This is a genomic window from Seonamhaeicola sp. ABD4_175, from assembly GCF_056160885.1.
In genome coordinates this window covers 32,104-54,258 of sequence record NZ_JBSWYC010000005.1, presented here as the reverse complement: position 1 = coordinate 54,258, position 22,155 = coordinate 32,104, and the positions used below count along the sequence as shown (strand labels likewise).

The following is a 22,155-nucleotide window of genomic DNA, read 5'->3' as shown; positions in this document are numbered from 1 at the left end:
TTTATCTATAATTAAGTTTTATGAAATATACATATATATGTTTAGCTTTAATGCTATTTGCCTGTGGTAGCAGTGATGATGGGGCAACCGTAGAGCCACCAATAGCAAATAATGACGCCATAAGTACTTTAGAAAACACAGCAGTAACAATTAGTGTTTTAGATAATGATACACTTAAAAATAATGCTTCTTTAGATAGTTTTGATAATAGGTCTGTAAATAATGGTACTGTTGTTGAAGCTTCAAATAAATTAATATACACCCCAGCAGCAAATTTTATAGGTACAGATACATTTACGTATACAATTTGTGATGGTTTAAGTACACCTAATTGTGCAACAGCTACAGTAACTGTAACAGTAACAGATTTGGGAGACCCTGTTGCTGTAAATGATGCTATACAAGTTACTGAAAATACATCAATAGATATTACTACGCTTTTAGATAATGATACCTTGGCTGATGGTGCAACTTTAACAGCAGTTAATGATGCTTTAACCAACGGAACAGTTGTTTTAAACACTAACGGAACTGTTACTTACACGGCTGCAAATGGTTTTTCAGGTGATGATACTTTCACATACACCATTTGTGATAATGATCCAACGCCAACATGTTCAACTGCAACTGTAACTGTGTCTGTTGAAGATGAAGGTAGTCCTGTTGCGGTTAATGACGAAATTTCAGTATTAAGTAATCAAGAAAGTTCAATCACTAGCATTTTAAATAATGATGATTTAACTGATGATGCTGTTATTTCATCAATAAATAATGCAGCTACTCAAGGTAATATTGTGTTAAATAATGACGGCACAATAACCTATACTCCACAAACAAATTTTACAGGGCAAGACACTTTTACATATACCATTTGTGATGATGATACCCCAACAGCAACTTGCTCTACAGCAACTGTATCAATAAATGTTGTAGCTTCTGTAGCTTTTAATATTCCGTCAAACCTTCAAGATTATTATAAAGATGTACTTTTTGTACAAGACACCAATATTATGTTTGATGAGTTAGAAGAAGTTACACAAACCAAACACACCACCTTTTTATCATATGGGCAGCGTCATAATTACTTATATAATGCCGATGAAGATTTATCTAACGTTGATAACGTAATTTTAATGTATTCTGGTGAAAGTAGGTATTGGGAAGAATATGCCTCACCAACCAACCCACATACACCACAAACATTCAACACAGAACATATTTATCCTCAATCACTATTTGAAGGTGGTGAAGGAGGTGATGCTAAAGACGAAATTGTTAGAGCAGATTTACATCATTTAAGGGTTTGTGATGAAAATGTAAATAGCCAAAGAAGTAACTACCCATACAGAGATGGTAGCGGTGGTTATTTGTTAACAAACCAAGAATGGTTTCCAGGAGATGAATGGAAAGGTGATGTAGCACGTATGATACTTTATTTAAATGTACGTTATGGCGAAACGTTTAACAAAGTAGGTTCATTAGAATTGTTTTTAAAATGGAATATAGAAGATCCTGTTTCTGCTTTTGAAATGCAACGTAATGAGGTTATTTATGCAGCACAAGGTAACCGTAACCCATTTATTGATAATCCGTATTTAGCAACCCTTATTTGGGGTGGTAATGACGCCCAAAATACATGGCAATAAAATTATTTTTGTAATTAAACCGCTTCTTTTAAAGAAGCGGTTTTTTTATGAATTAAAATCACTATTTTTGATGCTAAATTAAATGCTAATAAATCATGTATAATACCGTACTTAATTTACATTCATATTGGGCCTTTTTGGTAATAGTTGTTTTAGTAATTGCCGTTGTTAACGCTTTAATAAAATCGGCAGGCGCTAAAGAGTATAGTGCTAAAGATTTTAGAATTTCATTATTCACTTTAATAGTGTCACATATTCAACTATTAATAGGTATAGTTTTATACTTTGTGTCTCCAAGGTTTCAACTTTGGGGTGAATTAGGTGGAGGTGTTATGGGTGATAGTTTAGCCAGATTATATTTAGTTGAGCATCCGTTTGTAAATATTATTGCTATTGCTTTAATAACTATTGGCTATTCTAAACACAAAAAGAAACTAACCTCAAAAGGAAAATTAAAAACAATAGCAATTTTTTATACTATAGCATTAGTGTTGTTGTTATCTAGAATTCCTTGGAGTACTTGGTTTTAATGCTACTCTTTTATTTCTTTAATTAAATAAATATATACTGGAAAGTGGTCACTATAACCATTGGTAAAACCCGCCTTAGTAAAACTTCTGTAAGGGTAACCTTTATAAGCGCCTGTACTATTTATTAAGTACTGTGCGTTAAAAATGCTAGCTTTGTATAATTTTAAACCTTTAGTGTTTGTGTCAATTAGTGGTTTTGTAACCATTATTTGGTCAAATAAACTCCAAACATCGCGGTAGGCAACGGTGCCTAAACCATTTTTGTAAATTGATGTAAACGGATTGTAAATACCTTTTAACTCCACATCATCCTTGTTTTCTTTGGCATTTAAAATCTTTTTAACACTGTTGTTTGTAGGGTTGTCATTTAAATCGCCCATAATAAAAATTTTGGAGTAGGGGTCTTCAGTTTGTAAAGAATCAATAATACGTTTATTCAATTTAGCAGCTGCAATACGTTTGGGATTACTACGGGCTTGTCCGCCACGTCTTGATGGCCAATGGTTAACAATAACATGAATTAATTCATTTTCTAACAAACCACTAACTAAAAGTTGATCTCTTGTTTGCACGCGTTCACGTGTTTTATCATCATAAATTTTAAGCTCAAATGTTTTTGAATTTAAAGGTTTAAATACGCTTTTTTGGTATAGTAAACCAACATCAATACCACGAGCATCGGGGGCATCATAATGTATAATACCATAATCATTTTTAATTAAAGCAGTATTGTTTATTACATCTTCAATAACTTGCCTGTTTTCAACTTCGCATATACCTATAATACTTGGTGTGTTTTGTGTTTTTTGGCTCCCAATATCAGCTAAAACCTTCGCCATATTATTTACTTTTTGTTTGTAAATAGTGTCTCTGTTACCTTTAATTTCCATTATTGGGCTATATTCATCAAGTTTAGTTGGGTCGTTTATAGTATCAAATAAATTTTCAAGATTATAAAAAGCAATGGTGTGAATTTTATAGTTTTTTTCTTGGGCTTCAACTATATTAATTAAAGTGAAAGCTAAAAGTAAGGTGTAAAGTTTTATTAATGTCATTGGTCTGTAATATAGATATAAAAGTAGTGAACAAAAGCTAAGCCAAAGTTAATAGTTTAAACTAAAAGCTTTTAATTTTGTTTTTAATAAGAAATGGTTTACTTTAACACATGTAAATTGTTTATTTTTAATGAATAAAGTTTTACTACTTTGCTGCTTTTTCATCCATGCTTTTTGTGCGTCTCAAAACACATTAGTAAATGGTAGTGTAAAAGAAACCTTTACGTTTAAGCCCGTTGAAGGCGTTTTAGTAAGTATTGAAAACACAAACCTTAAAACATTAACTAATAAGCTTGGAGTTTTTGAATTCACACAAAACTTACCTTTAGGTGAGCAAGTACTTACGGTTTCAAAAACAGGTTATTTGCCAAAGCGCTTTCCTATTGTAATAAATGAAGGTGAAAAAGTTAATATTTTTGATATAACTTTAGATAGAGATACTTCGGAAATTGAAGATTTATTCACCATAACACTTTCTGATGATGAGTTGAATGATGACACTAGTGGAGCCGATAATATTTCAGGACTTTTAGCCTCATCATTAGATGTTTTTCAACGTACAGCGGCGTTTGAATTTAGTGCTTCTTTTTTTCGCGTTCGCGGATTAGATTCTAATAACGGTACCGTATTAATTAATGGTATTGAAATGAATAAAGCCTTTAACGGAAGACCACAATGGAGTAATTGGGGTGGCATTAATGATGTATTACGCAACCAAGAATTAGCTTTAGGTTTAGCGCCTTCAAACTATACTTTTGGTGGTGCAATGGGCAGCACAAATATAAATATTAGGCCAAGTGAAGCAAGACCTGGCGGAAGAATAACGTATTCATCATCAAACCGAAGCTATACCAACAGGCTTATGGCAACGTATGCTACAGGCTTACTTAAAAATAATTGGGCATACACAATTTCTGTTGGAAGACGTTGGGGTAATGAGGGTTATCAAAATGCAACAAGCTACAACGCTAATTCTTTTTTTGCGGCTGTTGAAAAGAAATTAAACAGTAAGCACAGTTTAAATTTTGCAGCTATTTATACACCTAACAGGCGCGGAAAATCTTCACCAAACACACAAGAAGTTTATAATTTAAAAGACATAAAATATAATGAATATTGGGGATGGCAAGATGGTGAAAAACGAAATTCTAGAATTAAAGAAGTTAATGAGCCAATTGTAATGCTTAATCATTACTGGAGTTTAAACAATAAAACTACTATAAATACAAATATTGGTTACCAATTTGGTAAACTTGGTAATAGTAGATTAGATTACAATGGCACCGATTTAATTGATAATTTCCCAATGGGTGGTGGTGCAAATCCAAGCGCAACATATTATCAAAAATTGCCTAGTTATTTTGAACGTAATTTTCCTAATGATTTACAATTTGCTTACACTGCTTTAAAGACCTTTCAAAATGATGGGCAGATAGATTGGAATGCCATGTATCAAGCCAATATAAATAATACAACCAATGGCGGTAATGCTATTTATGCGTTGTATGAAGATAGAGTTGATGACACGCAGTTTTCAATAAATTCAATTTTAAATAACACATTAAATGATAATATAGTTTTAAATGCATCTGTGGGATATCAACATTTAAAATCTGAAAATTTTGCCGAAGTTTTAGATCTTTTGGGCGCTAAAACCTATTTAGATGTTGATGGATTTGCTACCGAAATTAATGAAGCTCAAAACAATTTACTAACTCCAAATAGATTGGTTGGTAAAGGAGATGTTTTTAAATACCATTACAACATTTTAGCACAAACAATTAGTGGTTTTGCTCAGGCACAATTCAACTATAATAAGCTAGATTTTTATGTGGCAGCGCATATTAAACAAACCCAATACCAAAGAGAAGGTATTTATCAAAATGGAGGTTTTCCAAATAACTCATTAGGAAAAGGCGAGCGTTTATCTTTTACAGGTTTGGGAGCAAAATTTGGTGGTACTTATAAAATATCTGGCAAGCATTTATTTAATGCAAATGCAGGCTATATTTCTAGAGCGCCAACGGTGCAAAATACATTTTCAAATGCGCGTGAAAACCATAATGTTGTTCCAAATATTTCAGAAGAAAAAATAATAACCGCCAGTGCTAGTTATATTTACAGATCACCTGTTATTAATGCAAAAGCCACAGGATATTATACAAAAATAACTGATGCCAGTGAAATTTCATTCTTTTTTGCCGATGGTATTGGAGGTGATAATGCAGTATTTGTTCAAGAAATTTTACAAGGCATAGAAAAACAACATTTGGGCGTAGAGTTGGGTGTAGATGCACAAATTACTTCTACCATTAAATTAAAAGGTGTTGCCGCTTTGGGGCAATTTACATACGCTAATAATCCTAATTTATTTTTGTCTACAGAACCTGATGCTGATGCTGAAAACGCAGGTTTTGTAAACGGTTTTAAAAGTTTTGGGCAATCAAAACTTAAAAATTATAAACTAGCAACTGGTCCGCAAACAGCATGTTCAATAGGTTTTGAATATAGAGACCCAGAATTTTGGTGGTTTGGTGCAACTGCAAACTTTTTTGATAATACTTATGTAGATGTGAGCCCATTAACACGCTCTTCAAATTTTAATACAGATTTTGATGGTAATGCGTTTAATGATTACAGTGAAGAATTAGCCCAAGAATTACTAAAGCAAGAACGTTTTGATAATTATATGGTTGTGAATTTAGTGGGCGGTAAATCATGGAAAATAGATAAATACTACGTGGGTTTTTTTGCTAGTGTAAATAACCTTTTAGATGCCATTTATAAAACTGGAGGTTTTGAACAAGGGCGTAATGCCAATTACCGAGAGTTAAGAGACGATAAAGCATTACAAACACCAGTTTTTGCACCAAAATACTGGTACGGAAGAGGCACTACGTATTTTTTAAATTTGAATTTAAGGTTTTAAAACATGAAAAAAATAGTAACATTTTTAATAGCAACAGGCATTTTGTTTTGTGCATGTGTGAAAGATGAAGATTACGGTATTCCTGATGTTTCAATTACAGAACCTGAAATTTCACAAAATAAAATAACCACATTTAAAGCCATAAAAAGTTTATATGAACAAGCGGTAAATGGCGGTAATACAACCGTTTTAATTAGAGATGATGTGTATATTGAAGGCTACGTGGTATCAACAGATAAAGCAGGTAATTTTTTTAAAGAACTCATAATTCAAAACAAAACCAATGCTGATAATCCAGATGATAACCCAAGACTTGGTTTTAAAATAGATATTAATAAAAGTAACTTGTCAGACACCTATCAATTTGGCCAAAAAGTATATGTAAAACTTCAAAACTTAACAATTGGCAATAACAATGGTGTAATTACTATAGGGCAAGGAGATGGCGTAAACGTTAAACAAATTCAAGCTTCAGAATACAAAAATATTGTACTTAGAAGTAACACCATAGCCAATATTGAACCTAAAGAAGTAGCTTTAGAAAATTTAACCGAAGCCGATGAAAACACACTAATTAAATTAAATAATATGCAGCTCAATAGGTTTGAATTAGGCGCTACATTTGCCAGTGAGTCTTTTGATGAGTTTGATGGTTTGCGATTGCTAGAAAGTTGTGAATCTGGCATACAAATGTTAATGCAAACAAGCACGTTTTCAGATTTTAAATCGTTGTTAGTGCCACAAGGAAGCGGCAGTATTACGGGTGTTTTTAGTAGAGATTTTGGAGACGATTTTAACGTTATTTTACCATTAACTTCTGAAAGTGTAAATTTTGAAAACACTGAACGTTGTGACCCAAGTGAGCAATCTTGCGGTATTGCCGATGCTTTTGGAAATACTAATTTATTTTTTGAAGATTTTGAAGCGCAACGTAATAACAGACTTATTGAGGGCAACGGGTGGACTAATTTTATTGAAGCAGGTTTAGAGGGTTGGGAAGCATGGTCATCAACATCTACCAATGCTTCTTTGGGGCGTTCAGCTAGATTTCAGTCGGCTAGTTCGGGCGATATTAAAAATATTGGTTGGCTTATAACACCGGCTATAAATTTAGATGCTCAAGATGGCGAAACACTTCGTTTTAAAACATCAAACAGTAGAGCCGATAGTAGCTTTATGGAAGTTTTAATTTCAAATAATTGGGATGGTATACAAGAAAACGTTACAGCAGCTACGTGGCACGTTTTAACCAATGCTTATGTGGTGAAAGATACCGATGCTTTTGTTGAGTGGTTTCCATCTGGCAATGTAGATTTATCGTGTTTATCGGGTACGGTTTACATTGCTTTTAAATATACCGGCGGCGGACAAGAAAGTTTTGATGGTGTTTATGAATTAGATGATGTTAGTATTGATTATGTACAATGAAAAGTTTATGAAAGGATTAATTAAAATTTGTATTTCATTTGTAATATTTGTGATTTTTGGCGCTTGTGAAAGTATAAAACCTACTAATAATAATGTAGTAAGTGGCAAGGGGTCTGTGTTATTAGAGTTACAAGATTCGTTAAAATATTACATGGAATTTAGAGAGATAAATACAAAATATGATGTATTATCAGGTGAAAAACAATGTAAAGGTTATGGCTTAGGCTTTAGTAAACCTGATGAAATTTATCTTTATGGTTTTAATATAAGAAATGCAATAGCTGTAGTATTTAATATGTCTAATAAAGATGTTTATTGTGAAGATAAAACCTTAGATAGATATTTTTTTGAGTATAACTATAAAATTAAAAACACTAACGATACTGTAAATAAGAAAGAGGTAGTTAATAAATTATTAAATAGGTTTAATTTAAAAATGAGCGTAAGTTATGATAAGGTCAAAGCTTACAACATTAAAATCATAGATTCCTTAAAACTTAAAAAATTCGCTTCAGAAAACACAACACAATATGAATATAGCTATAACAATTTTGAGGCAAATTTAAAAGGACTTTCAGTTATCCACTTGTCTAATTACTTAAATCGTAACAATAATCATCATCATTTCTTTTCCAAAGAAAAAGAAAGTGATGTTTATGATTTTAAAATTTTTCCAAATTCTAATATCAATTTTTTAAATGAGAAACTTCAAGAAATATACGGGCTTTCTTGTGTTGAAGATAGTCTTGTGGTAAAAACTATAACTTTAGCAAAAAAAACTCAAATCTAAATAGATAATACTTTTAAAAAATCTTACCTCTTAAAAACCGCATAAACAGGAAAGTGATCACTATAACCACCATTATATTTTTTTCCAACATAGGTTCTAAACGGTGATCCTTTGTAGCGCCCTTTAAAGGTTTTTAAAAAATCTTCATCAAAAATATTAGCTTTATAAAACTCAAAGGCATTTTGTGAGTTTTCAAAAAAATTGGTGGTAAAAAATATTTGATCAAATAAACTCCATTGCTTAAAACGGCTAACTGTACCGCGGTTGTATGAGCGCAATGTTTCAAACGGATTGTATAAATTATAGTTTTGTATTAAATTAATAATACTATTGTTTTGGGGTTCATCATTAAAATCGCCCATAATAATAATTTTAGCATTGGTATTTTCTTCTTTTAAATTTGAAATAATAGCGCCCACTTTTTTTGATGATGCCATACGTTTAGGTTCACTTTCTAAAGTGCCCTCTCGTCTAGAAGACCAATGATTTACAATAATATGTACAGGCTCATTATCTAACAAACCGCTTACTAAAAGTACATCGCGGGTATAATCTGGCATGCCATCATCATCCATTAAAGGCACTACAAAATTATCAGAGTGCGTTACTTCAAAAGCATCTTTATCATAAATAAATGCTACGTCAATGCCACGTTCATCCGGAGATTCGTAATGCACATAACTGTAGTTGTAAAATTCTAAATGTTTTGATGCCAATAAATCTTCAATAACTTTGGCGTTTTCAACTTCGGCTAAACCAACAATAGCAGGGTGTTTTCCAGTTTCGCGTCTTCCAATATTAGAAATGGCAAAACCTAATTTTCGTAATTTATTTTTATAGCGTTTTGGTGTCCATTTTTTAGCAGAATATGGCAAAAAATCATTGTCGTTTGTATGTTTATCATCATCTAAATCAAACAAATTTTCAAGATTATAAAATGCCAATGTTTGCATGTTATCTTGCACAGGAATATCATCAAATAAATCGCTCATAAATAAAAAATTGAGTCTAAAAATATAAAAATTAATATGATAACAATTGTGTAACTTTGCACAATATTAATTTATATGATAGAAAAGAAAGATATAGCTTTAGAAAAAGCTGTTTTAATAGGAATTATTACCAAAGACCAAGATGAAGTTCAATCTAAAGAATATTTAGATGAATTAGAGTTTTTAACCTATACAGCTGGTGGCGAAGTTGTAAAACGCTTCACACAAAAAATGGAAAGACCAGACCCCAAAACCTTTATTGGTTCTGGTAAAATGGAAGATGTACGCCAGTTTATTGATGAACATCACGTAGGAACTGCTATTTTTGATGACGAATTATCTGCAGCGCAAGAACGAAACATAAGTAAAATACTTAACGTAAAAGTATTAGATAGAACCAATTTAATATTAGATATTTTTGCGCAACGTGCCCAAACAAGTTATGCACGTACCCAAGTAGAATTAGCACAATGCGAATATTTATTACCGCGTTTACGTGGTATGTGGACGCACCTTGAACGCCAAAAAGGTGGTATTGGAATGCGTGGACCTGGTGAAACTGAAATTGAAACTGATAGACGTATTGTACGCGATAAAATTTCATTACTAAAACAGCGCATAAAAACCATTGATAAGCAAATGGCTGTGCAACGTGGTAACCGTGGTAAAATGGTACGTGTAGCATTGGTTGGTTATACAAACGTTGGTAAATCTACACTCATGAATGTGGTAAGTAAAAGTGAGGTGTTTGCTGAAAATAAATTGTTTGCCACACTTGATACTACCGTGCGTAAAGTGGTTATACAAAACTTACCGTTTTTATTAAGTGATACAGTTGGTTTTATTAGAAAGCTACCAACACAATTGGTTGAGAGTTTTAAAAGTACTTTAGATGAAGTTAGAGAAGCAGATTTGCTACTGCATGTAGTTGATATTTCGCACCCTAATTTTGAAGAACACATTGCTTCAGTTAATAAAATTTTAGGTGAAATTGATAGTAGTGATAAACCTACCATTATGGTTTTTAATAAAATTGATGCGTACAAGCCAGAACCCATTGACGAAGATGATTTAGAAACCGAGCGCACCAAAGCTAATTACACTCTTGAAGAATGGAAAAAAACCTGGATGAACAAAATTGGAAACAATGCTTTGTTTATTTCGGCGTTAAATAAAAAGAATTTAGACGATTTTAAAAAGCGCGTGTATGATGAGGTTAGAGATATTCACGTAACACGCTTTCCGTATAACAACTTTTTGTATCCAGATTATAACGAATTTGATGTAGATGATGCATAAAAACCCCTTAAAACGCCACATGAACTCAAAAATTTTAAAACAAAAATGGGTAAAATGGCTGTTTGTTTTTGGGGCTGGCGTTCTTGCCTTCTTTTTTAGCATTTATTTATGTGCACTTTGGGGTGTTTTTGGTAAACTACCTACAACCCAAGATTTAAAAACTATTGAGCAAGCACAAGCTACTCAATTGCTTGATTGCAATGGTAAACTTATAGGTAAATATTATATTTATGATAGGCAGCCACTACCGTTTGAAGCTTTTCCTAAACACCTTATTAATGCCTTAATTGCTACTGAAGATGTGCGTTTTTTTGAGCATAACGGCGTTGATAATATAAGTTTATTGCGGGTGTTTTTTAAAAATATTTTATTAGGAAATAAATCGGCAGGCGGTGGTAGTACCATAACATTGCAATTGGCAAAAAACCTTTACGGAAGAAAACAGTATGCTATGTTTAGCATGCTCATAAATAAATTTAAAGAGTCTATTATAGCCAAGCGTATTGAGCGGGTATATTCAAAAGAAGAAATACTTACTTTATATTTTAATACGGTGCCTTTTCCAGATAATACTTATGGTGTTGAAAGTGCAGCGCAAAAGTTTTTTAATAAAGCCGCAAAACATATAACTGTTGAAGAGGCAGCCACATTGGTTGGTACGCTAAAAGCAACTACTTATTACAACCCAAGAAAGCATTTAGAGCAAAGTGAAAATCGGCGTAATGTAGTTTTACAGCAAATGTTAAAGTATAATTATTTAACTGAAGCTGAAACCGATTCTTTAAATAGTTTGCCACTAGTATTAAACTACAAATCATTTAGTCATGATGTTGGTTTGGCACCTTATTTTAGAGAAGCTGTTAAGAAGGAAGTTTTAACCATTTTAGATACTTTAAAAAATGAAAATGGAGAACCTTACAACCTGTATAAAGATGGTTTAATAGTACACACTACTTTAGACTCTACTATGCAAGCTATGGCAGAATCTGCTATGAAACTACACCTTAAAAAACTTCAAAAAACGCATGAAAATGCTTTTGGTAAATCGGCGCCGTGGTTATCAAATTCAAAACTAATTCAATCTGAAATAAAAAAACTAGCACGTTATAAGGCTTTAACAAAACAAGGTTTAAAAGCATCTCAAATTCTAGATTCTCTTGCAATAAAACAGCCTATTGAATTATTTAGTTGGGAAGGAGATACCGTTAAAAACATTTCAACTATTGATAGTTTAAAGTATTATTTGAAATTTTTAAACACAGGTATGTTAGCTATAGAACCGTCAACTGGAGCCATAAAATCGTATGTTGGTGGTATAGATTACAGGTTTTTTAAGTATGATCATGTATCGCAAAGCGAACGACAAATAGGTTCAACATTTAAACCTTTTGTATATACGGCTGCTATTGAAAATGGTATGAAACCATGTACTTATTTTCCGCTATCGGCTGTAACTTATACTAATTTTGATAATTGGACACCCAAAAATTCCGGTAGTAAAAATGAAGATCCATACATAAATTACACACTTGAAAAGGCATTAAGCAATTCTGTCAATACCATTGCAGTTAAAGTGTTTAACGACGTAGGAATACCAAAAGTTATTGCCCAAGCAAAAAAACTTGGAATTACAAAAGACTTACCTGAAGAGCCTTCATTAGCATTAGGCGTTGCCGAAATTAATTTAAAAGAGCTTACTGGTGTTTACGCCAGTTATGTTAATAATAGTAAGCCTGTAAAGCCATATGCCATTACTAAAATTACCGATAAAAATGGCAACGTTATAGTTGATTTTAAACCCGAGGTTTCAAATGAAAAAGCTTACAGTGATTACACAAGGCAAGTAATGCTAGAAATTATGCAAACAACAGTAAACTCTGGTACTGCCTCTAGGTTACGCAATGTATATGGTTTGCAAAATGCCATTGCAGGAAAAACCGGTACAACACAAAATAATAAAGATGGTTGGTTTGTGGCTTTAACACCAAAATTGGTAACGGTTACTTGGGTTGGTAATGATAATCATGCCATTGGTTTTAAAACCACAGGCATAGGGCAAGGCGCTAATTCTGCATTGCCCATTTTTGCTAATTTTTACAAGCAACTAAATACCAATTCTAAATTTAATACAATAACAAAAAGTACTTTTGAAAAACCAACAGCACAGGTTTTACAAGATTTAGATTGTGAACCAGAGAAAAGAGATGGCTTTTTAAAGCGACTGTTTAAAGGAAAAAAACAAAAGAAAAAGAAGTTTGATGTAAGGAATTAACTGAAAATATTAGTTACTTTTTTTAAACATACTGCTTACATTATCTAAAACATCACCCTTAACCAACCATGAAATACCAAAAGGAATAATGGCTGTGGTTTCAAAAACAAAAACATAATAATCTGTAAAGCCAATATGTATTTTCAGTTTTTCAAAAATTATTAAAACAATAATTAGTGCAATAGATAACCAAACTAAGTTACCGCATATTTTGTAAATTTTATTGTTAGTATCATTAGCGCTTCGGGTAAATTTGTATTTTGACATCCACCCCATGGTGAACATAAATACTCCAGCTGCTACTAAATGTATGGTGTTTTTAAAATCGTTATTATGACCTAATAACGGAAAGCTTTGGTCTCTGCAAATAATATCAATTGAAGCGCTTAAACTACCATTACAACACGTTGGGATGAAAACCACAATTAAAGCAGCTATACCGCCTATATTGGTAAGGACATCATCACTAATTTTTTCAGAAGTTGTATCTATTGTATAACCTTTGTATGATAGTAAAAATAAACCAAAAGCAGATAATATTATGATGAAAATAAGCGAAGGTAATGGTTTGTAGTAATAATGACTTATAGAAGCCAATAACTCACCTTCAGTGAAATAGAGTAAAATAGGAAGAAATAACCCTAAAAACCCAATAAGTTTTCTAATTCTGTAATCGGCAATTTTTAGGTCTTCGTTTTTAGGCTTCATTTTTATTTTCTTAAATGGACACTTTAAAATTAAAAATTAAATATAGAATGTTATTGTTTTATAAATAAAAAACCTCTTAAATAATTTAAGAGGTTTTTTGTAAATAATTTATTTATAATGTTTTAAAACTTATAGCTTAAACCAAGTGTCCAGTAAGTTTGTAAATCGTTATCAACATCATCAAATCCAGTTGCTGTAGCTGGGTCTTGCGCCAATGCATAGTTTAAAGCTTCTTGTTTGTTGCTACGTAAACCAAAATCAAAACCAACACCAATCATTTTCCAAAGTGTGTAGCTAAATGAGTTTGTCCACGTCCAGTTTGATAAATCGCTAGATTTGTAGCTTTGAAAAGCAGATAGGTTTGTTTTAAAGTTTATAGCACCAATTTGTCTTGTGTAGTCTGCAACTATTTTAGCACCCATAGAAGAATCAAAAACAGCATCATTATCAGCAAATACAAAGTTGTAGTTTAAAGGGTGAATTACTACTATTAGGTTTTGAATAGGCGTCCAAGTAGCACCAACACCAACATCTAAATAACCTGGGTCATTAAAGTTGTTTAAAAGGGTTGTTCTGTATTCAAGTAAACCAGAAACAGCCAATGTTTTAGTTAGGTTTCTACCGTAAAGCGATGAAAGGTTAAAAACATCAGTAGTTGGTTCAAAACTATCATCGGCATCAGTACCGTTATCTTTATCATCTAACTTTACCCAAGCTAAGTTTGTGTTTAAAGAGTTTCTCCAGAAAAATTTCTCTTCAATTAAGTTAGCAAATGCATTAAAAGTAAAACCAATATTACCAGAGTTGTTGTTTGGCTTATCTTGTGCGTACCAATTGTTAAAACCAGATAAACTTCCTCCAATAGTACCAAATGCACCAGTTCTCCATCCTGGAAGAGCATCAATTTTAGCCTGAATAGCGTTTGCTTCTGCTTGTGCTTTATCAGCTATAGCTTGTTTTTCAGCTTTTTGTGTTTTTAATTCTTCTTTGGTTTGTGCGTTTATAGAAATAACTCCTAAAAACATCATACCTAATACTAGTACTTTTTTCATGTAACGTAATTTTGTTTTGTTTATGCAAATATACGTGTTAGACCCAAGTTTTGGTTTAGGTCACAGAAAAATATTACTTTTTTTTATAAAGTGGTACTGCTGAACATGCTTCACCATACATTATAGATTTAGCTATAGGTTTAAGTTTGCTAATAGCCATTAAATAAGCGTTTTGTGGTACAGGTTTGTTGGTGCAGCCTTTTATAATAACGGGTGTGTTTTTGTATATTGAAGTGTCTAGATTATTGATAATATCTTGATAAATAACAGTTTCTAAAGTCTCTAAACTACCAACTATTGTTTTTTTTGTAAAGGGCTCTAAGTTTATAGTAATTAGCATGTAAGCCCAACCAGGTATGATGGCGTCTGTACTGCAAGTTAAAGCAACATAAGTGTCTTTGTATTGTTCCCAATTATGGTTTTTAACTTGCTCTCTAAAATCTTTTTCGCGTAAAACGAAGCCTTCAAAAAGCCAATCTTTAATATCAAACACTATGCGCTCACCTTTCGGATAAAAATCTTCAAGATCAAATGTAATTAACTTGCTATTTGCAACACGATTTATAATTTCGTCAGCCATTGTAACTATTTAAAAAGTTAAGTGTATTTTAAAATACTGCTATAACATTCCTAACTCTAACTTAGCTTCTTCACTCATTAAATCTTGGCTCCAAGGCGGATCAAAAGTAATTTCAACTTCACAGTTGTTCACATCGTTTAAAGATTTTACTTTTTCTTCAACTTCTAAAGGTAAAGTTTCTGCCACAGGGCAATTAGGTGTTGTAAGAGTCATTAAAATTTTAACGTCGTAATCTTCATTTACAAAAACGTCGTAAATTAATCCTAATTCGTAAATATCTACTGGAATTTCAGGATCATAAATAGTTTTTAAAACGTTTACTATTTTTTCACCTAAGGCATTTGTATCTATTGTTGTATCACTCATAAATGGTATTCTTTTAGTATTTCTGCTAAAGCGAAAATAAAATTGTTACTATATTTATACTTTTATAAGAATATGAATACAGTTATTTTAATTGTGTTTGGTACGCAATAGCGTACATTTTTAATTGTTTAACCATACTCACTAAGCCATTTGCACGGGTAGGAGATAGGTGTTCTTTCAATCCTATTTTATCAATAAAATTGGTGTCTGCATCAATAATATCTTTTGGGTGCTGATTTGAAAAAGCTCTAATTAAAATTGCAATTATACCTTTTGTAATAATAGCATCACTATCTGCAGTGAAAACTAATTTATCATTATCCATTTCGGCATGAACCCATACTTTACTTTGGCAACCCTTAATAATATTGGTGTCAGTTTTATATTGGTCGTTAATTAGGGGTAATTCTTTCCCTAAATCAATCATATATTGGTAGCGTTCTTCCCAATCTTCAAACATTGAGAATTCGTCTATTATTTCATTTTGAATATCTTCAATCGTCACGGTGTCAAATTTTAAGCAAAAATACAACAAGAAAAATTGCTATTCAATGTTTTGAGCTATTGATAAGATTTCTTTAACAACTTTTGCAATTTCTGGATGCGGATTTCCATGGTCAAAAGCTTGTGTTTCATATATTTTGCCATTTAAAGTAATGGTTAGTTTAGCCAGTGAAGCACCATCAAATTGATGTTTTTTACTTGGAGGTTCTAGGTTTGAAAGGTTGTTTAAATTAAAATTTTCAACTAAGTTTTTTATAGTTTTCCATTTAGATTTTGAAAAGCGTTCATTTTTACCTTTTACACCACGCGTAGTGCTAATATTTGTAAAATCATTATTTACTATAATTTGCTTAAAGGTGCCTCTAGAACTTTGGGTGTATTGCACCGTTAGCGCATGTTTTTGAGTGAAAATAATGGCCTTGAGTACAGGTTTTTTGGCATCATTGTAAAGTGTTAAATAATCACTTTCAGCAGTAATTCTTTTGCCGCTTTGAAGTGTATTTAGTAGTTCTTTTTCTACGGAATTTTTATAAGGAGGACACATTTTTCTGGTAGACGCTAATGGCCCTATGGTTATAAGAGTATTCGTGATATCATAGTTTCCGAAGAAATTATTACAACCCGAAAAACCAGATATCTGTTTAGTATCTGTATTAAATTCTATAAACAAACGGTGTGCAGTTACATCATTTCCGTTTAAAGTTTGAATGCTATATTTTTTTTGAAGTGTTATATTTTGAATGTTTTTACTTTTAGAAATGTTTAAAGTTGTTTTTGTTTTTGGCGTTGCACATTTTAGTACAAAAAAGCAGAAAAATAAAAGTGCATATTTCATTGTGTTATTTTGAATTTACTCTTTAAAATACAAAAAATATACCGTAATTATTTAAGGCAAGTTTTCTTTAACTAAAAATATTTAATTAAGATATATTCTGAAAATAATTCAGAATTAAAAACGTTTTTTTGGAACTTATTTAGATGCTAAGATAACATCATTTTAGCTTTTTTAACACCTTCAACTAAAGCATCAATTTCGGCTTTGGTATTGTAAAAAGCAAACGATGCGCGCACGGTACCAGGTATTTTATAAAAGTCCATAATAGGTTGTGCACAATGGTGGCCAGTTCTTACAGCAATGCCCAATTTATCTAAAATAGCACCAACATCATACGGGTGAATACCTTCTAAATTAAATGATAATACCGATGTTTTTTGTTTTGAAGTGCCATAAATTTTTAAGCCTTCAATATCTAAAAGCTTTTTGGTGGCGTATTGCAATAATTCGTTTTCATAATTTGCAATAGCTTCAAAACCAATATTATTCATGTAGTCAATGGCAGTGCCAAAAACAATGCCACCAGCAATGTTTGGTGTGCCGGCCTCAAATTTATGAGGTAAATCGGCGTAAGTAGTTTTTTCAAAAGTAACTTCGGCAATCATTTCACCACCACCTTGGTATGGTGGTAGTTTTTTTAACCACGCTTCTTTACCATAAAGCATACCAACACCTGTTGGTCCGCACATTTTATGAGCCGATGCTACATAAAAATCTACATTTAAAGCTTGAACATCTGCCTTTATGTGTGGGCATGCCTGTGCGCCATCAATTAAAACGGCAGCACCAACGGCGTGTGCTTTTTCTATGATGGCTTCAATAGGGTTTATAGTGCCCAAAGCGTTTGAAATATGGTTACAAAAAACCAATTTTGTGTTTTTTGAAAGCAGTTTATCATATTCAGCCATTACCAATTCGCCTTCATTATTCATTGGAATAACGTTTAATGTGGCACCGGTACGCTGGCACAACATTTGCCATGGCACAATATTACTGTGGTGCTCTAAAGCTGAAACAATAATGTTATCGCCTTTTTTTAATAACGAAGAAAAACCGTTGGCAACTAGGTTTATACCATGAGTTGTACCCGATGTAAATATGATTTCATGCGAAAATTTAGCATTAAAATGATCTTGTATCTTTTTGCGGGATTGTTCATATAAATCTGTGGCTTCCTGACTTAAAGTGTGTACACCACGATGTATATTTGCGTTGTAATTTGAATAATAATCTACAATAGCATTTATTACTTGTTGTGGTGTTTGCGAGGTAGCAGCATTATCAAAATATACTAAAGGTTTACCGTTTACTTTACGTGAAAGTATTGGGAAATCTTTTCTTATGTTTTCAACGTTTAACATGGTTATTTTTTAGACCCGATAGTAACGGCATCCTTTTTTGTTTTGGTTAGAACCTTTATAGTTTAGCTCTTAAATATCATAAAACAAAAAAGATACAGTGGATAGCGGGAATTAGCTACTAATAAAATTATTTATACTGAAAACTACTTCAGTATTATAAATCGAAACCTATATTTACACCTAATTGGTTTGCTATTATTTTAGTGATACGTTGTTTTAATTCTGGTATTTTAACTGAACTTAAAACATTATTACTAAAGGCAAACATTAGTAACGCTTTGGCTTCTTTTTCAGGAATACCGCGCGAGCGCATGTAAAATAAAGCACTTTCATCTAACTGGCCAATGGTGCAACCGTGAGAACACTTAACATCATCTGCAAAAATTTCTAACTGTGGTTTTGTGTTTATTGAGGCTTTATCACTTACTAAAATGTTGTTGTTGGCTTGAAAAGCGTTTGTTTTTTGTGCTTCTTTTTCAACTACCACTTTACCGTTAAATACACCTGTGGCACTATCTGAAAATATACCTTTATAATCTTGATGACTTTCGCAATTTGGCTCAATGTGGTGTACTAGCGTGTTGTGGTCTACATGTTGTTTATTGCCAATTATTGTTACACCTTTTAAGGTTGAATCTATACGCTCACCTTCTTGATAGAAGTTAAGGTTATTACGGGTTAATTTTCCGCCAAATGAGAAGGTATGTACTGATGCAAAACTTTCTTGTTTTTGTTTGATGAAGGTGTTATCAATTAACGACGCGCTTTGGGCATCATTTTGAATTTTATAATAATCTACAATAGCACGTTTTTTGGCAAAAATTTCGGTAACGCTGTTGGTTAAAACTGGGTTACTTGTTAAGCTTTGATGGCGTTCAATAATTTGAACGTGTGCGTTTTCTTCAACAACAATTAAATTACGTGGTTGTAGCATGCTTGCACACTCTAAACCTGTTGAAAAATGTATTATTTGAATAGGCTTATCGGCTATTTTATTTTTTGGTATGTGTATATAGGCGCCTTCTTTTGAAAATGCTGTGTTTAATGATGATAAACCATCTGTTGTAGCCGCTTTGTTAAAATAATTTTCAATTACTAACCTGTATTTTGGCTTTGTTAAAGCAGCAGACATTAGGCAAACATCAATGCCATCATGCGTGGTTGCAGATAGGTGCGATGAGTATTTACCATCTACAAATACAATTTTATAGGTATCTATATCATGAATGAAATACTTTTTTACATCTTTATAATCTAGAGCATCTTCTTTTTTTGGGAAAACACTGTAGTCTTCTTTTAAAATTTTGTTTAAAGATGTGTATTTCCAAGCTTCATCTTTTTTTGTAGGAAAGCCTTTTGTTTCAAAGGTTTTTATGGCTTCGTTACGTACATCGTTAACGTAGGCATTACCTTCGGTTTGGTTTTCAAAAACTATGAAAGATGATAATAATTTGTCTTTTAAATCCATTCTTTTAAGTTGAAATGTTTAAACGTTTAAAAGCAAAAAGTTGATGTTAACTTTAAACCTTGCAAACTTTTACTTTTAACTTAGAATTGGTTATGCCAACTCTTGTTTAATCCAATCGTATCCTTTTTCTTCAAGCTCGTGAGCTAGTTCTTTGGTGCCCGATTTTACTATTTTACCATTATGTAAAACGTGTACAAAATCAGGAACAATATAATCTAATAAACGCTGGTAGTGTGTAATTACAATAACAGCATTGTCTTTGCTTTTTAGTTTGTTTACGCCGTTTGCTACAATACGAAGCGCATCAATATCTAAACCAGAGTCTGTTTCATCAAGAATAGCTAGCTTAGGCTCTAACATGGCCATTTGAAAAATTTCGTTACGTTTTTTTTCACCACCAGAGAAGCCTTCGTTTAGTGAACGCGATAAAAATTTACGGTCTATTTCTAATAAATCAGATTTTTCACGTATTAGTTTTAGCATGTCTTTTGCAGGCATGTCTTCTAAACCTTTAGCTTTGCGTGTTTCGTTAATAGCTGTTTTTATAAAGTTTGTTACAGAAACTCCAGGAATTTCTACAGGGTACTGAAATGATAAAAATATACCTTTGTGTGCGCGTTCTTCGGCTGCTAACTCTTCAATATCTTCACCGTCAAATATGATGCTTCCTTCAGATACTTCGTATTCTTCTTTTCCAGCAATTACCGATGAAAGTGTACTTTTACCAGAACCATTTGGCCCCATAATAGCATGTACTTCGCCTGGTTTTACTTCTAGATTTATACCTTTTAAAATGCTTTTATCTTCAACACTTGCGTGTAGGTTTTCTATCTTTAACATATGTATTGGCTTCGTTTTTTGTAATATTTTAATTTGAAATTATTGGTTTAACCAACGCTTCCTTCTAAACTAATTTCTAATAATTTTTGTGCTTCAACAGCAAACTCCATAGGTAATTTATTTAGTACTTCTTTACTAAAACCGTTTACTATTAATGCAATGGCTTTTTCAGTATCTATACCACGTTGGTTACAGTAAAAAATTTGGTCTTCGCCAATTTTACTGGTAGTTGCTTCGTGCTCTATTTGTGCTGTTTTGTTTTTAGCTTCAATGTAAGGGAAGGTGTGCGCACCACATTCATTACCCATTAATAAACTATCACATTGCGAAAAGTTACGTGCGTTTTCAGCTCTAGAATGAATTTGTACCAATCCGCGGTATGAGTTTTGCGATTTTCCTGCTGAAATACCTTTTGAAATGATAGTTGACTTGGTGTTTTTTCCAAGGTGAATCATTTTTGTACCCGTATCGGCCTGTTGGTAATTATTGGTTACGGCTATGGAATAAAATTCGCCCACAGAATTATCCCCTTTTAACACGCACGATGGGTATTTCCAAGTAACAGCACTACCGGTTTCTACCTGTGTCCAAGATATTTTAGCATTGGCTTCGCATAAGCCTCTTTTGGTTACAAAGTTGTAAACACCACCTTTTCCTTCGGCATCTCCTGGAAACCAGTTTTGTACTGTAGAGTATTTTATTTCGGCATCATCAAGTGCAATTAGCTCAACAACAGCTGCGTGTAGTTGGTTTTCATCTCTGCTTGGTGCTGTACAACCTTCTAGATAGCTTACGTAGCTGCCTTCATCGGCAATTACTAATGTGCGCTCAAATTGACCTGTTCCGGCTTGGTTTATACGGAAATATGTAGATAATTCCATTGGACACCTAACACCTTTTGGTATGTAGCAAAAACTACCATCACTAAACACAGCGCTGTTTAAAGCGGCATAAAAATTATCTTTTTGTGGCACTACGGTACCTATATATTTTTTTACAAGATCTGGATGCTTTTTTATGGCTTCAGAAATACTCATAAAAATAATACCTTGTTCTGCTAGTGTTTCTTTAAATGTTGTTGCTACCGAAACAGAATCTACAACCACATCCATGGCTACACCGGCTAATTTTTTTTGCTCGTCTAATGAAATACCAAGTTTATCAAAAGTTGCCAATAACTCAGGGTCAACCTCATCTAAACTATCATATTTTGGTTTGCTATTTGGAGCAGAATAATATGAAATGGCTTGAAAATTGGGTTTTTCATAATTTACATTGGCCCATTCAGGTTCAGTCATGCTTTCCCAAACACGAAATGCTTCTAAGCGCCATTCAGTCATCCATTCTGGTTCTTCTTTCTTTTTAGAAATAGCGCGTACAATGTCTTCGTTTAAACCATTTGGAAACGTTTCAGATTCTATGTCTGTGTAGAAGCCATATTCGTATTCTTTGGTTTTTAATTCTTCTCTTAAATCGTCCTCTGTATATTTGCTCATATTA

Annotated in this window: 19 protein-coding genes; 7 read left to right on the top strand and 12 right to left on the bottom strand. The window is 32.6% G+C overall.

All coding sequences use genetic code 11. The features are described from left to right. The first annotated feature begins 20 nt into the window (after nt 1–20). Both ACXAG4_RS15025 and ACXAG4_RS15020 read left to right on the top strand, forming a co-directional pair. Nucleotides 21–1,646, top strand: coding sequence for an Ig-like domain-containing protein (locus ACXAG4_RS15025; protein ID WP_475296911.1), 1,626 nt, complete (start codon nt 21–23; stop codon nt 1,644–1,646). 95 nt (nt 1,647–1,741) lie between these two features. Beyond that, the gene (locus ACXAG4_RS15020; protein ID WP_475296910.1) at nt 1,742–2,176 is read left to right on the top strand and encodes a hypothetical protein; all 435 of its coding nucleotides are present in this window, start codon (nt 1,742–1,744) and stop codon (nt 2,174–2,176) included. A 2-nt stretch (nt 2,177–2,178) separates the two neighbouring features. Here ACXAG4_RS15020 and ACXAG4_RS15015 read toward each other — a convergent pair whose 3' ends face one another. Continuing rightward, nucleotides 2,179–3,231, bottom strand: a complete 1,053-nt coding sequence (locus tag ACXAG4_RS15015) for an endonuclease/exonuclease/phosphatase family protein (RefSeq protein WP_475296909.1) — start codon at nt 3,229–3,231, stop codon at nt 2,179–2,181. 130 nt (nt 3,232–3,361) lie between these two features. On the opposite strand from ACXAG4_RS15015, the gene ACXAG4_RS15010 reads away from it, so the two are divergent. The 3 genes from ACXAG4_RS15010 to ACXAG4_RS15000 are packed head-to-tail and all read left to right on the top strand — an operon-like array spanning nt 3,362 to nt 8,378. Continuing rightward, nucleotides 3,362–6,160, top strand: a complete 2,799-nt coding sequence (locus ACXAG4_RS15010) for a carboxypeptidase regulatory-like domain-containing protein (RefSeq protein ID WP_475296908.1) — start codon at nt 3,362–3,364, stop codon at nt 6,158–6,160. Nucleotides 6,161–6,163: 3 nt separating this feature from the next. Continuing rightward, complete coding sequence (locus ACXAG4_RS15005; protein WP_475296907.1) at nt 6,164–7,588, top strand: DUF5689 domain-containing protein; 1,425 nt, start codon at nt 6,164–6,166, stop codon at nt 7,586–7,588. 7 nt (nt 7,589–7,595) lie between these two features. Beyond that, nucleotides 7,596–8,378 (top strand): hypothetical protein, encoded by a 783-nt coding sequence (locus tag ACXAG4_RS15000; RefSeq protein WP_475296906.1) that lies wholly within the window; start codon nt 7,596–7,598, stop codon nt 8,376–8,378. Between the two features lie 23 nt (nt 8,379–8,401). Here ACXAG4_RS15000 and ACXAG4_RS14995 read toward each other — a convergent pair whose 3' ends face one another. Next, a complete protein-coding gene (locus ACXAG4_RS14995; RefSeq protein ID WP_475296905.1) occupies nt 8,402–9,370 on the bottom strand; it encodes an endonuclease/exonuclease/phosphatase family protein in 969 nt (322 codons plus the stop codon). A gap of 75 nt (nt 9,371–9,445) precedes the next feature. Here ACXAG4_RS14995 and hflX point away from each other — a divergent pair, with 75 nt between their 5' ends. Both hflX and ACXAG4_RS14985 read left to right on the top strand, forming a co-directional pair. After that, nucleotides 9,446–10,669, top strand: coding sequence for a GTPase HflX (hflX, locus tag ACXAG4_RS14990; RefSeq protein WP_475296904.1), 1,224 nt, complete (start codon nt 9,446–9,448; stop codon nt 10,667–10,669). A gap of 19 nt (nt 10,670–10,688) precedes the next feature. Continuing rightward, nucleotides 10,689–12,941 carry a penicillin-binding protein 1A gene (locus ACXAG4_RS14985; protein ID WP_475296903.1) on the top strand — a complete coding sequence of 751 codons (2,253 nt, stop codon included), beginning with the start codon at nt 10,689–10,691 and terminating at the stop codon, nt 12,939–12,941. Nucleotides 12,942–12,950: 9 nt separating this feature from the next. On the opposite strand, the gene ACXAG4_RS14980 is transcribed toward ACXAG4_RS14985, so the two are convergent. The 10 genes from ACXAG4_RS14980 to sufB all read right to left on the bottom strand — a co-directional run bounded on the left by ACXAG4_RS14980 (nt 12,951) and on the right by sufB (nt 22,151). Further along, on the bottom strand, nt 12,951–13,649 hold the full coding sequence (locus tag ACXAG4_RS14980; RefSeq protein WP_475296902.1) for a hypothetical protein: 699 nt from the start codon (nt 13,647–13,649) through the stop codon (nt 12,951–12,953). Between the two features lie 122 nt (nt 13,650–13,771). After that, nucleotides 13,772–14,701 carry a DUF3078 domain-containing protein gene (locus ACXAG4_RS14975; RefSeq protein ID WP_475296901.1) on the bottom strand — a complete coding sequence of 310 codons (930 nt, stop codon included), beginning with the start codon at nt 14,699–14,701 and terminating at the stop codon, nt 13,772–13,774. Between the two features lie 73 nt (nt 14,702–14,774). Next, complete coding sequence (locus tag ACXAG4_RS14970; protein WP_475296900.1) at nt 14,775–15,281, bottom strand: DUF2480 family protein; 507 nt, start codon at nt 15,279–15,281, stop codon at nt 14,775–14,777. A 39-nt stretch (nt 15,282–15,320) separates the two neighbouring features. Continuing rightward, the gene (locus ACXAG4_RS14965; protein WP_475296899.1) at nt 15,321–15,647 is read right to left on the bottom strand and encodes an SUF system Fe-S cluster assembly protein; all 327 of its coding nucleotides are present in this window, start codon (nt 15,645–15,647) and stop codon (nt 15,321–15,323) included. Between the two features lie 82 nt (nt 15,648–15,729). After that, entirely contained in the window at nt 15,730–16,152 is a 423-nt protein-coding gene (locus ACXAG4_RS14960; RefSeq protein WP_475296898.1) for a SufE family protein, read from the bottom strand. 39 nt (nt 16,153–16,191) lie between these two features. Continuing rightward, on the bottom strand, nt 16,192–16,986 hold the full coding sequence (locus ACXAG4_RS14955; protein WP_475296897.1) for an META domain-containing protein: 795 nt from the start codon (nt 16,984–16,986) through the stop codon (nt 16,192–16,194). 146 nt (nt 16,987–17,132) lie between these two features. Further along, the gene (locus tag ACXAG4_RS14950) at nt 17,133–18,347 is read right to left on the bottom strand and encodes an aminotransferase class V-fold PLP-dependent enzyme (RefSeq protein WP_475296896.1); all 1,215 of its coding nucleotides are present in this window, start codon (nt 18,345–18,347) and stop codon (nt 17,133–17,135) included. A 154-nt stretch (nt 18,348–18,501) separates the two neighbouring features. Further along, nucleotides 18,502–19,815, bottom strand: coding sequence for a Fe-S cluster assembly protein SufD (sufD, locus tag ACXAG4_RS14945; protein WP_475296895.1), 1,314 nt, complete (start codon nt 19,813–19,815; stop codon nt 18,502–18,504). A gap of 90 nt (nt 19,816–19,905) precedes the next feature. Further along, entirely contained in the window at nt 19,906–20,655 is a 750-nt protein-coding gene (gene sufC / locus ACXAG4_RS14940; RefSeq protein WP_475296894.1) for a Fe-S cluster assembly ATPase SufC, read from the bottom strand. A 47-nt stretch (nt 20,656–20,702) separates the two neighbouring features. After that, nucleotides 20,703–22,151, bottom strand: coding sequence for a Fe-S cluster assembly protein SufB (gene sufB, locus ACXAG4_RS14935; protein ID WP_475296893.1), 1,449 nt, complete (start codon nt 22,149–22,151; stop codon nt 20,703–20,705). Nucleotides 22,152–22,155: the final 4 nt, after the last annotated feature.